10 protein-coding genes are annotated in these 12,080 nt (G+C 72.8%); 5 read left to right on the forward strand and 5 right to left on the reverse strand.

The annotated features are described in order from the left end of the window. From DLJ59_RS35405 to DLJ59_RS35415, 3 genes are all read right to left on the reverse strand, one after another. Positions 1-1,131 (reverse strand): ABC transporter ATP-binding protein (locus DLJ59_RS35405; RefSeq protein ID WP_244236397.1); only part of this gene is annotated, 1,131 nt, incomplete at its 3' end. Between the two features lie 55 nt (positions 1,132-1,186). Continuing rightward, positions 1,187-2,275 carry a zinc-dependent alcohol dehydrogenase gene (locus tag DLJ59_RS35410; protein ID WP_124778463.1) on the reverse strand — a complete coding sequence of 363 codons (1,089 nt, stop codon included), beginning with the start codon at positions 2,273-2,275 and terminating at the stop codon, positions 1,187-1,189. Then, positions 2,268-3,278: a Gfo/Idh/MocA family protein gene (locus tag DLJ59_RS35415; RefSeq protein WP_124778464.1), complete on the reverse strand. Its 1,011-nt coding sequence runs from the start codon at positions 3,276-3,278 to the stop codon at positions 2,268-2,270. The genes DLJ59_RS35410 and DLJ59_RS35415 overlap by 8 nt, the downstream gene beginning before the upstream one ends. A gap of 227 nt (positions 3,279-3,505) precedes the next feature. Between DLJ59_RS35415 and DLJ59_RS35420 the strand changes: the two genes are divergently transcribed. From DLJ59_RS35420 to ctaD, 5 genes are all read left to right on the forward strand, one after another. Beyond that, positions 3,506-4,489, forward strand: a complete 984-nt coding sequence (locus DLJ59_RS35420; RefSeq protein ID WP_244236398.1) for a glucosyl-3-phosphoglycerate synthase — start codon at positions 3,506-3,508, stop codon at positions 4,487-4,489. Beyond that, positions 4,486-5,652 (forward strand): glycosyltransferase, encoded by a 1,167-nt coding sequence (locus DLJ59_RS35425; RefSeq protein WP_124778466.1) that lies wholly within the window; start codon positions 4,486-4,488, stop codon positions 5,650-5,652. The genes DLJ59_RS35420 and DLJ59_RS35425 overlap by 4 nt, the downstream gene beginning before the upstream one ends. An 83-nt stretch (positions 5,653-5,735) precedes the next feature. Beyond that, positions 5,736-6,194: a DUF4383 domain-containing protein gene (locus tag DLJ59_RS35430; RefSeq protein WP_124778467.1), complete on the forward strand. Its 459-nt coding sequence runs from the start codon at positions 5,736-5,738 to the stop codon at positions 6,192-6,194. Positions 6,195-6,301: 107 nt separating this feature from the next. After that, positions 6,302-7,030, forward strand: coding sequence for an ATP-binding protein (locus tag DLJ59_RS35435; protein WP_124778468.1), 729 nt, complete (start codon positions 6,302-6,304; stop codon positions 7,028-7,030). 125 nt (positions 7,031-7,155) lie between these two features. Beyond that, on the forward strand, positions 7,156-9,147 hold the full coding sequence (gene ctaD, locus DLJ59_RS35440; protein ID WP_124778469.1) for an aa3-type cytochrome oxidase subunit I: 1,992 nt from the start codon (positions 7,156-7,158) through the stop codon (positions 9,145-9,147). Positions 9,148-9,212: 65 nt separating this feature from the next. Here ctaD and DLJ59_RS35445 read toward each other — a convergent pair whose 3' ends face one another. Next, positions 9,213-10,355, reverse strand: a complete 1,143-nt coding sequence (locus tag DLJ59_RS35445; protein WP_124778470.1) for a SigB/SigF/SigG family RNA polymerase sigma factor — start codon at positions 10,353-10,355, stop codon at positions 9,213-9,215. A 222-nt stretch (positions 10,356-10,577) separates the two neighbouring features. After that, a complete protein-coding gene (locus DLJ59_RS35450; protein WP_124778471.1) occupies positions 10,578-11,981 on the reverse strand; it encodes a hypothetical protein in 1,404 nt (467 codons plus the stop codon). Positions 11,982-12,080: the final 99 nt, after the last annotated feature.

Genomic DNA, 12,080 nt, shown 5'->3' on the forward strand with positions numbered 1-12,080 from the left:
GCACCGGCTCGCCGCCCGACCCCGATGATCGAGTTCGACCGGGTGAGCTTCGGCTACCCGGGTGGCGAGCCGGTCGTCCGCACCCTCGGCGGGCACGGCGAGGATCTCCTCGATCCGCTGGAGGGCGCCCAGGCCGGACTGCAACTGGGTGTAGGCCCGCAGCACCTGGCCCAGCGGCAGCGCCAGCAGGAACAGGTACATGACGAACGCGACCAGGTCACCGACGGAGATCGCCCCGGCGGCGACCCGCGCCCCGCCGATGCCGAGCACCAGCAGGAACGCGCCCTGCACGGTGACCGAGCCGATCGGGCCGACCAACGCCTGCACCCGGGCCACCCGCAGCCCCGCCTCGTACGCCTCCCGGGCGCTGCCGGTGACGGTCGCCGTCTCCCGGGTCTCGGCGCGGCTGGCCCGGATGGTCCGCGCCGCCGAGATGGCCCGCTCCACCGCCGACGTCATCTCGCCGATCCGCTCCTGGGCGGTTCGGGCCAGCGCCCGGACCCGGCGGGCGAACGTGGCGGCGAAGGCCAGCCCCAGCCCCACCCCGAGCAGGGTGACGCCGAACAGCAGCGGGTCGAGCAGCACCATGGCCGTGCCGGCGCCGACCACCGTCACCGCCCCGGTGACCGTCTCGAAGAGCCCGGAGGTGACGACCGCCCGCAGCAGCGTGGTGTCCGAGCCGACCCGGGAGAGCAGGTCGCCGGTGCGTCGGCGGTCGTACTCGGCGATGGGCAGCCGCAGCAGGTGCCCGGCCAGCCGGCGCCGGGTGCCCAGCACCAGCCCTTCGGCGGTGCGTTGCAGCAGGTAGTCGCGCAGCCCGCCGATCGCCGCGCCGAGCACCACGAGGGCCACCAGCACCGCCACCAGCTGGGACACCCCCTGCTCGGCGCCGATCCGGTCGAGCACGGACCGGGTCAGCAGCGGCTGCGCCAGCGACGCCGCCGAGCCGATCAGCGACAGCGCGCCCACCACGACCAGGGTGCCGCGGTGCTCCCGCAGGTACGGCAGCAGCGCGCCCAAGCCGACCGACCGACCCGCGGCGGAGCCGCCGGTCGGCTTGGGCGCCGAGGTGCCGTCGGCCGACCGGTCCGTTGAGGTGCCGCCGGCTGGCCGGTGCGTCGAGGTGCTCATGCCGGGAACGGTAGTCCGCCGCGTCACCCGGGCGGGCCCGCTCCAGCCGGCCAGCTCAGGTGGCGAGCACCACCTGAAGTTCCTGGCGGCGACGATCGGCCAGGTCGGTGAGGAGGGCGGGCGCCTCGTCGAACGGCACCACCGCCGAGACGAGGTGCTTGCGGATCGTGTCGCCGTACGTCCTGAGCAGGTCGATGGTCTCGGCGGAGAGTCGTTCGCGGTCCCAGGTGGGTGCGAGCCCGCGCGGCACCCGGCCGATCTGGGCGCAGCGCAGCGACAGCCCGTTGTGGTGGAACTCCTCACCGAGGCGGACCGCGTCCGCGCCGCCCTGATAGAAGGCGAGGTCGATGACGGTGCCCTGGGGCCGCAGCAACCGCAGCGCGAGGTGCAACGCCCACGCCTGCCCCCGACACTGGAACACCACGTCCGCGCCCCGGTCGGCGGCGCTGTGCGCCCACCGGGTCTTGAGCACGACCGCCGGGTCGTCCGCGTCGGGGTCGAGGGTTTCCAGGCCGAGCGCCTCGGCGACCTGGCGGCGGTGCGGGGTGGGGTCGAGCACCACCACCGACGCGGCGCCGTTGCGCCGGGCGAACAACGCCGTCAGCAACGCCACCACACCGGCGCCGACGACGGCGACCCGTCGGCCGCGTACCCCGTCGCCGAGCGCGCGGACGTCGGTGCCGTACAGGTCGGCGGCGGCGTGCAGCAGACCGTTGGCGCAGATCGGGCCCATGTGCGCGACGTAGACGCCGAGCAGCGGGTCCAGGTCGTCGGGCAGCGCCACGAACCGTTCGGCGACCGGGTCGGCCAGCCAGCCGGTGCGGTGCCCGTACGTCATCGCGCCGACGGTGCCCACCGCGATGGCCGGGGTTTCGCTCTCCACCACCCGGCCGACCTGCATGTAGCCGAGTCGGGTCACCGGGTAGGGCGTGCTGGCCGGGCCCGGCTGGAACAGCCCCAGATCGGCGTTCCAGGTGACGTTCAGGTAGGGGTTCGTGCCCTTGACGTAGCTGAGCTCGGTGCCGGCGGAGACCCCGCTGAACAGCGTCTCGACCCGGAACGTGCCGGGACGCAGCGGCGCGGCGTCCTGCTCGACCAGGTCGACCCGGCCCGGGCCGGCGACCACCACGACCTTGTCACGCATCGACGGTCACCCCGCTGGCGAGCACCGCCGGCGCGGTCGCGGTGGCGAGCCGCACGGTCGTGCCGGTACGGGCCGAGTCGGCCACCGCGAGGGCCAACCGTTGGGTGGCCAGCGCCTCGGCGTACGGGACGCGCACGTCGTCGCCGATGCCGCGCACGGCGTCGATGAAGGCACGGTCCACCGCCACCCGGGAGGCTTCCGGGTCGGCGGGTACGTGTCGTTCGCCGTCGGCGTCACGAATCGACAGCCCGTCCTCGGTGATCGCGAGGGCCAGCCCGTCGGCGAGAATCTCCAGGCCGGCGTGGTGCTTCCAGCCGAGGACGCAGGCGGCGCTGAGCGTGCCGACCGCGCCGCCGGCGAAGCGCAGCGCGGCGGTGGTCACCGAGTCGATGTCGGCGCCGTCGACCGGCGGCGGTGTGCCGTTGCCGTACGCGGTGACCTCGGTGACCTCGCCGGCCAGCACCCGGATCAGGTCGAGCACGTGGGCGGCCTGCTCGACCACCGGGCCGCCGGAGCGGTCCCGCCGCGACCACCACGCCACCGGGGGCACCTTGTCCAGCCAGGCGCCGCTGACCATCCGCACCGGCCGGTCGGCGAGCAGGTCGCGGGCCTGGTCGAGCACGCTCAGGTAGCGCCAGTGGTGGCCGACGGCGGTGCGCAGCCCGCGCCGCGCGACCTGGTCGGCGATCCGCTCGGCGGTGCTCAGGTCGACAGCGACGGGTTTCTCCACGAACATCGGCAGCCCGGCCTCGACGATTGCCTCCTCGGCGGGGCCGTGCGCGAACGGTGGCACGCAGACGTACATGGCGTCCAGATCGCTGGCCAGCAGTTCGGCGACGTCGGCGCAGGCCCGCCCGCCGTGCTGTGCGGCCAGCGCGGACGCGGCCTGCGGCGCGACGTCGGTGACGCCGACCAGTTCGACGTCGTCGAATCCGGCCAGCACCCGCGCGTGGCGCTGTGCCACGCCGCCGGCTCCGACCAGACCCACCCGGCAGTTCCGCATCCCGACACCCCTTCGAAGACTTTTCATCTGCGTTGGGAGCAGTCCCCTGGGGTGTGCGCAATCAAACGTTCATCCCCCGGGAACGCGGTGACGTCTCCTCTGTGATCAAGCTGTTGCCGAGAAAACGGTTAGCGCGTGATGAGGAATGGGAACAACCAATTTCGGTTTTTCCACGCACGAACGGAGGGGTGCCCGTGCGGGATACGACATCGAGCGTGTCGCCGGTGGTGGAGGCGTGGGCCACGTACCGGACGACGTCGGCGGCGGACTGGCCGACCCGTCGGCTGATGCGTGCCAAGGGTGAGACCCGGGTCAGCGTGGTGCTGCCGGCGCGCAACGAGGAGGCAACCGTCGGCGCGATCGTGTCGACCATCCGGGAGCACCTGATGGATCGGGTCGCCCTGGTCGACGAGCTGATCGTGGTGGATTCCCGCTCGACGGACCGGACCGCGCAGGTGGCCCGCGCCGCCGGTGCGGAGGTGGTCAGCCAGGACGCGATGACCCGGGGGTTGCCCCGGCTCACCGGCAAGGGCGACGCGCTCTGGGCCGGGCTGGCCGCCGCCGAGGGGGACGTGGTGGCGTTCATCGACGCCGACCTGCGGGAGTTCCGGCCGCACTTCGTGAGTGGGCTGCTCGGCCCGCTGCTGACCGACCCGTCGGTCGACTTCGTGAAGGGTTTCTACCACCGGCCCCTGGTCGGCACCGCCAGCGTGGAGCAGGACGGCGGGGGCCGGGTGACCGAGTTGATGGCCCGCCCGTTGCTCAACCTCTTCTGGCCGGAGTTGGCCGGCTTCGTGCAGCCCCTCGCCGGCGAGTACGCGGGCCGACGGGACGTGCTGGCCCAGGTGCCGTTCGTCTCCGGGTACGGGGTGGAGACGGCCATGATGATCGACCTGCTCGACCTGGTCGGCCTGGACGCGCTGGCGCAGGTCGACCTCGGTGAGCGCAAGCACCGGCACCAGGACACCGCAGCCCTGGGCCGGATGTCCGCGCAGATCATGTTGACCGCCTGGTCCCGGTTGCAGCGCCGCGGCTGGGCCACCCCGGGGTTCGCGCCGGAGGCGTTGCTGACCCAGTTCCGGCGCGGCGGATCGGACACGTTGCCGAACCTGGACCGCGAGATCGTGGTCAGCGACGTGTCCATCGAGGAACGCCCGCCGTTGGCCGAACTGCGCCATCGGCTGCCCCGCCGCCAGGTGGCCGCCGCATGAGCGCGAAGGGCCTCACCGTGCTGATGAACGCGGGCCCGTGGCTGTCGGTGCCACCGCCCGGTTACGGCGGCATCGAGAACGTGATCGCCACGTTGGTGCCGGAGCTGCGGCGACTCGGCGTACGGGTGGTGCTCGCCTCGGTGGGCAGCAGCACGCTGCCGGTCGACGAACAGGTGTCGGTCTTCACCGACGGGCAGTTCGCCGCGTTGCAACGGCCGTACAACCAGGTCTGCGGGATCGCCCAGGCGCACCTGGCCGGGGTGGTCCGTGAGCTGCACTCCCGCGACGACATCGACCTGGTGCACGATCACGTCGAGGCGGTCGGGCTGGCCACCCTCGCCGCGATGGGCCCGGCCGGGCCGCCGACCCTGCACACCCTGCACTGGGACCTGGCCAAGCACCCGGCGCTGTACGGCAGCCTGGACGGCGGCGACCGGGTCCGGGTCAACGGCGTCTCCGCTTCGCAGCTGGCCCGCGCCCCGCTGGCGCTCCGGGAGCACTCGGTGGGGCACGTGCACCTGTCCACGCCGCTCGCCGTCGACGCCGACCGGCGACCCCGGCCGGAGAAGGGCGAGCACCTGCTCATCCTGGGCCGGATCAACCCGGGCAAGGGGCAGGACGTGGGCGCCCGGCTCGCGCACCGGGTGGGTCTTCCGCTGGTGCTGGCCGGCCCCGTCGGGCCGTACCATCGGCCGGCCGACCTGGCCGCCGCGGGCGACGAGGCCCGGCAGAACCCGGACGTGCGGTTCTTCCTCGACGAGGTGGCCCCGCACGTCGACGGTGACCTGGTCCGCTGGGTCGGCACGGTGGCCGGCCAGGAGCGCGACGACCTGCTGGCCAGCGCCCGCGCGTCGCTCTTCCCGCTGCGCTGGGAGGAGCCGGGCGGCACGGCGGTGGTCGAGTCGCTCGCCCTGGGAACGCCGGTGGTGGCCACCGCCCGGGGTTGCCTGCCCGAGTTGATCGAGCACGGCCGCACCGGGCTGCTCACCGCCGACGAGGATGAGCTGGGCGACCTGCTCGTCGCCGCCGAGTTGCTCGACCCGGACGAGTGCCGGCGGGTGGCCGCGCGGCGCTTCACGCCGGCGGTGATGGCCGAGCGCTACGTCGAGCTGTACGAGCGGGTCCGGCAGTCGGCGCGCGCGCCGAGGCTGCTGCCGGCCTGACCGTCGGCGCGGCCAGCCGGTTTGTCGGTGGCGGCAGCGGGTAGCCGGCAGCGCTTCTGCCCGCCGCGCGACGAGGAGCCGGAATGGTCGGACCGATGGCGCACTCCCGGGCCCGACCCAACCCGGCCGACGGCAAACCGCCGGTCCGTCGCGCGGCGGCGACGATGGGGGTGCTGTTCCTGCTGGTCGGCGTGCTCGGCTTCGTGCCGGGGATCACCAGCGGCATGGACGCGCTGCGCTTCGCCGGCCCCGATTCGGGCGCGTACCTGTTCGGCGTCTTCCAGGTGTCGGTGCTGCACAACCTGGTGAGCCTGGCGTTCGGGGTGGCGGGTCTGCTGCTGGCGCGGACGGTCACCGGCGCTCGGGCGTTCCTGATCGGCGGCGGCGCGGTCCTCCTGGTGCTCTGGCTGTACGGGCTGGCGGTGGACCACGACACCGGGGCGAACGTGCTACCGGTCAACGACGCCGACGGCTGGCTGCACCTGGGGCTCGGCGTGGTGATGATCGCGCTGGGCGTGCTGAGCGGCCGAACCCGTCCCTGACCTGGCGTCGCGGGCGTGACCTGGCTCGCTCCACCGTCGGTCCGGTTTGATCGGGAACGACCTCGGGTAGTTGGCAGATCCCGACCCAGCAGCGAAGTGAGGCCCCGATGTCGAGCCGGATCACCTGCGAGGTGCGCACCACGGCACCGGTGGCGGTCGTTCGGCTAGCCGGCACGCTGCACCGGGGCACGATGCGCTCGGTGCACCACGCGCTGACCGAGGCGCTTGTCGACCAGCCGGATGCGCTGGTGGTCGACATGGCCGAGGTGAGTGTGGAGGACCGGTTGGCGCTGTCCGTCTTCGCCGCGACCGCCCGCCGGGCCGAGGAATGGCCGGCCGTACCGGTGCTGCTGTGCGCCCCGTCGCCGGTCGCCGCACGGTGGCTGGCCGAGTCGACCACCTGCCGGGTGCTTCCGGTTTCGGCGGACTGCGCGGAGGCGACCCGACTGGCCGGCGCGGCGTCCACGCCGCGGATGCGGGCCCGGCTGGAGCCGGTGGCCGAGGCGTGCCGGCGGGCCCGGGAGTTGGTCACCGACGCGTGCACGCGGTGGAACCTGCCCGACGCGTCCGGCCCGGCCGCGTTGGTGCTCAGCGAACTGGTCGGCAACGTGGTGCGCCACGCTGGCACCCCCATGCAGGTGACGGTCACCCTGCGCCGGCCGTACCTGCACCTGGCCGTGGTGGACGGCAGCAGCGCCCAGGCGCGGGCGGGCGGCACGGACCTGCGCGCCGAGGGCGGGCGCGGGTTGATGCTGGTCCGGGAGTTGACCCAGCGGTGGGGCAGCGTGCCGGCCGGTCCGGGCAAGGCCGTCTGGGCGATGCTGCCGGCGACCTGAGGGTTCGAGGCGCTTGCACCCGGTACCAGCGTTCTGACCGAATTTTCCGCTCTGGCCTGGTTACATGGTGCGAGGGTCGGGTAGGCACGCCCGTCCTTTCTGCCGTCACGACGGGGTGAGCAGCCATGCCCAAGCGGGTAACCACGGAACCCGGTCGCGATCGGGGCCCGGCGATCCTGGCACCGGCCCGGTTCGGAGGGTTCCCGGGAGCGGTACGCACACCGATCCCCGGCAACTCCTTGATCAAGTTCCTGGCCACCACCGACCACAAGCAGATCGGCCTGCTGTATCTGCTGACCTCCTTCGGCTTCTACGTGTTGGCCGGCCTGGAGGCGATGATGATGCGGGCCGAGCTGGCCCGCCCGGGGATGCAGTTCCTCTCCCCCGAGCAGTACAACCAGCTCTTCACCTCGCACGGCGCGGTGATGCTGCTGCTGTTCGCCACGCCCGCGGCCTTCGGGTTCGCCAACTACATCGTGCCGATCCAGATCGGCGCGCCGGACGTGTCGTTCCCCCGCCTCAACGCGCTGGCCTACTGGTTGTACCTGTTCGGTGGGCTGATGGTGATCGGCGGGTTGATCACACCGCAGGGGTCGGCCGACTTCGGCTGGACCGCCTACACCCCGCTGAGCAGCGTCGAGAACTCCCCCGGGGTGGGCGCGAACATGTGGGTGCTCGGCCTGGTCGTCTCCGGGCTCGGCACCATCCTCGGCGCCGTCAACCTGATCACCACGATCCTCACCCTGCGCGCGCCGGGCATGACCATGTTCCGGATGCCTCTCTTCACCTGGAACATGCTGTTCACCAGCCTGCTGGTGATCCTCGTCTTCCCGCTGCTGGCCGCCGCGCTGCTGGCCCTCTCCGCCGACCGGTTGCTCAACGCGCACGTGTACGACGCGGCCACCGGCGGCCCGATGCTCTGGCAGCACCTGTTCTGGTTCTTCGGCCACCCCGAGGTCTACATCATCGCGTTGCCGTTCTTCGGCATCATCACCGAGATCATTCCGGTGTTCTCCCGCAAGCCGCTCTTCGGCTACACCGGGATCGTGCTGGCCACCGCCGGCATCACCGTGCTGTCCATGACGGTGTGGGCGCACCACATGTTCGCCACCGGTCAGGTGCTGCTGCCGTTCTTCAGCATCCTGAGCTACCTGATCGCGGTGCCGACCGGGGTGAAGTTCTTCAACTGGATCGGCACCATGTGGAAGGGGCAGCTCACCTTCGAGACGCCGATGCTGTTCGCCATCGGCTTCCTGGTCACCTTCCTGCTCGGCGGGCTCACCGGGGTGCTGCTGGCCAGCCCGCCGGTCGACTGGCACACCCACGACAGCTACTTCGTGGTGGCGCACTTCCACTACGTGGTGTTCGGCACCGTGGTCTTCGCCCTCTTCGGCGGCTACTACTTCTGGTGGCCGAAGATGACCGGGCGACTGCTCGACGAACGGCTCGGCAAGGCGCACTTCTGGACCATGTTCATCGGCTTCCACGGCACCTTCCTGGTGCACCACTGGCTGGGCAACGAGGGCATGCCACGTCGGTACGCCGACTACCTGCCCACCGACGGGTTCACCACCCTGAACACGATCTCCACCATCTTCGCGTTCATCCTTGGCCTGTCCACCCTCTTCTTCATCTACAACGCCTGGAAGTCCTGGCGGTACGGGGCGATGGTGACTGTGGACGACCCGTGGGGCTTCGGCAACTCCCTCGAATGGGCCACCAGTTGTCCGCCGCCACTGCGCAACTTCGACCGGATGCCCCGGATCCGGTCCGAGCGCCCCGCCTTCGACCTGAAGTACGGCCCGCTCGTCGCCGACCTGGGCCGCGACCTGCCGCAACGCACCACCAAGCCGCCGCAACAGTTCACCGACGAACTGCGGTTGGAGCACCACATCCCGGAGTCGCCGTCCGCCGAGGGCGCGCACGGCGCCCGCGACGCGACCGACTACCAGCCGGCGCCGCGCTCCGGCGCCCGGCCGGTGGACGTGCCGGAGCCCGAGGGTGTCCGCCGGCCGAGCTTCGAGCAGAGCGACCCGCCGAAGGACGCCGAGGACGCGCCGAAGCCACATGAGCGCTGGCGTCACCCGCACAGCGACGGCAACCCCGAAGAGCACTGACCAGAGGTACGCGCAGAAGGGCCGACACCCAGCCGGGTGTCGGCCCTTCGCCTGTGCGGGTGCGGTCAGTCCCGGGCCGGCGCCAGGCCGGCGGCGGTGAGCGAACGGCGTACCGCGGGCTGGACCCGGGTCAGCCGCAGCGGCACCCCGGTCCGCTCCGCGGCGTCCCGCCCGGCCATCAGCGCCGCGATCCCACCGGCGTCGAAGCCACCCGCGCCGACCAGGTCGACGACCACCTCGCTGGGCTGCCCGGTGACCGCCTCCAGCATGGCCCGACGCAACTGGTCCGCGCCGTCGCGGTCGATCTCGCCGCCCACCTCGACGACCACCGTGTCGCCGTTCTGCTTGACCGAGATCCGGGTCTTGCCCGGGTCGGGTTCGGCCGCGCCGTTCTGCCACGGCGGCGGCGCGTCGGCGAGCATCGCCTGACGTAGCCAGGTGAGCGCCCGAGACAGCAGCCGGGACACGTGCATCTGGGAGATGCCGAACCGGGCGGCGATCTCCGCCTGGGTCTGGTTGCCGTAGAAGCGCATCGCGAGGATTCGCCGCTCACGCCAGGGCAGTCGGTGCAGCAGGCCGCTCACCGTCACCCGGTCGTCGACCGACTCCAACGCGTTGTCCGACTCGCCGACCAGGTCCCCGAACTCGGCGGAGCTCTCCCCGCCCACCGGGGCGTTGAGGGAGGCCGGGCTGTAGCCGGCCGCCGACTCCAGGGCGGCGAGGATCTCCTCCTCCGGCGTCTCCAGCCGGGCCGACAGTTCGGCCACCGACGGGGCCCGGGACAGCTCGCTGGTGAGTGCGGCGGTGGCCTGCCCCACCTCGAGGATCAGGTCCCGCAGCCGGCGGGGCACGTGCACACCCCAGGTACGGTCCCGGAAGTGCCGTTTGATCTCGCCCACGATGGTGATCGCGGCGTACGCGGTGAACGAGCCCCGTTCCGGGTCATAGCGGTCGACGGCGTTGACCAGCCCCAGCCGGGCCACCTGCTCCAGGTCTTCCAGCGGCTCTCCACGCCCCCGGTACCGGCGGGCCAGCCGCCCGGCGAACGGCAGCGCGAAGCGCACCAGGTCGTCCCGAGCCTCCCCCCGCCGCTCCGGCGGCAGCCCGGCGATCCGGGCCGCGTACGCCATCGCCGCCGCGTCGAGATCCTCCAGACCTCGATCGGTGGGTGGTGGTGTGGTCGTGGTCGTGCTCGTCTGTCCGAACATCCGCGCCTCCCTCAGGAAGGTCCCCCGCCCGGATCGGGAAACCGGTCGTGCGCGTGGTCGAGCCACGCACCGGGCCGGAAAGTGGGTCAGTGACTGGGATGCCAGCGGGCGACACCGCCTCTACGCAGCGCAATTAGGCCGTCGCAGCCAGCGATGTTCCCGCTCCGTAGGTACTCAATCACGGGACCCCGGGTTCGCGAGGATGTTTCGGCGTGCTCCGTCTCAGGAGACCAGCAACCCCTGGTGGCCGCCGCTGTCGCGGAGCACGGCCAGTGCCTCTGCGACCCCCAGCGGGGGCGGCGCGGGCAGGTCGTACGGCTGGGCGCGCAGCACCTCGGTGGCCCGGCGTGTGGGCACCGAGGTGACCGGGTAGCCGCGAGCGGTGGTGCGGTCCAGCGCGCGACGCCGCCGGCCGAACCCGGCGACGGCCAGCCACTGCGGCAACCCGGCGAGCGCGGGCGAGCGCACCCCGGGCGGCTCGGGTAACACGTCCACCGAGCTGAACGCCTCGCTGCCGGCCAGCCACCACTCGGCCTCGTCGACGCTGCGGCGGGTGGCGTTCTCGCACCAGTACGGCACCAGGCCCGCCCGCACCACCTGCCACGGGTCGAGCAATCGACCGCATTCCACCACCAACCGGTCACCGGTCTTGCCGGCGCGCCGCAGCCACCGCCGGTACAGGTCGGCCACGCCCGCGCTCAGTGCGGCCGGACGGGGCACCAACACCCGGTGCAGCGGGTGGTGGTGCTGGGCGGACCAGTCCCGAGCGGCCAACTCGAAGCCCGGGTCGACGCCGTGCTCGGCGTCAGCCGACGGTACGGACACCTCCGGTGGCTCCCATCGGGTCGCGTCGCCGCCGACGGAGCGCAGCACCTGCCGCAGGGCGTGGCTGTCCGGGTGGAAGTCCACCGGGTCCAGGCCGCTGCCCGGGCAACCGACCTGGAAGCTGTGCCCCGGCCCGCGCTCCAGGACCGGCCAGGTGCGCGCGTCGCGGACCAGCAGCACTGGCGCACCCGGCATCAGCAGGTCGGCCAGGAACTGCGCGTACGCGGCCGGTAGGGCCCTCCACGCGGCGGTCAGCGACACGGTCGCCCCGGTGAGCGCGCCACGGCTGGCCGGGCAGTGCACCTGGCGCAGGTGCAGGTCGGCGTTACCGGCGAGCAGCCGGGTGGCGAGTGCCGCCCCGTGCTCCACGGCGTCCGCCGGGCGGTCCACCCCGCCCTCGGACCAGTGCACGGTCATCTCGAAGCCCGCCGGCAGCCACGGCACGCCGAGAGCCACCGCGAGGTGCGCCGCCGCACCGTGCGGAGAACCGATCAGCACCCCGGGGTAGCGCCGGCGGGGGTACTGGTCGACGAACCAGCGGGCCACCCGGGCGGCGTCGATCTCGTCGACCTGGGCCACGGTCAGCGCGACCCGACCGGCGGCGCGGGTGGCGGCCGCACGGCGTACCGGCTCGGGTGCGCCGGGGAACCGTGACGTCGGCCCGGTGTGCCCGAGGTCGGCGCAGTCGACCCCTCGCAGTGCCCGGGCGGTGGCGGCGACCAGCACCCGGGCGGAACTGCCCACGGCCACGACCCGGTCGCCGGCGAGACCGGCGCCATCAGCCGTGAGCCCCTTGTGCATCTTGTGCACCGGCCCCACCTTGCCTCTTTCGCTCACCACGCGGCCCGGCTTCCCGTCCCGATGGGGTTCAAACGGGGCATCACCCACCCGGCGGCACAT

Origin of the sequence: Micromonospora inaquosa (assembly GCF_003857055.1) — a bacterium.
GTDB lineage: Bacteria > Actinomycetota > Actinomycetes > Mycobacteriales > Micromonosporaceae > Micromonospora > Micromonospora inaquosa.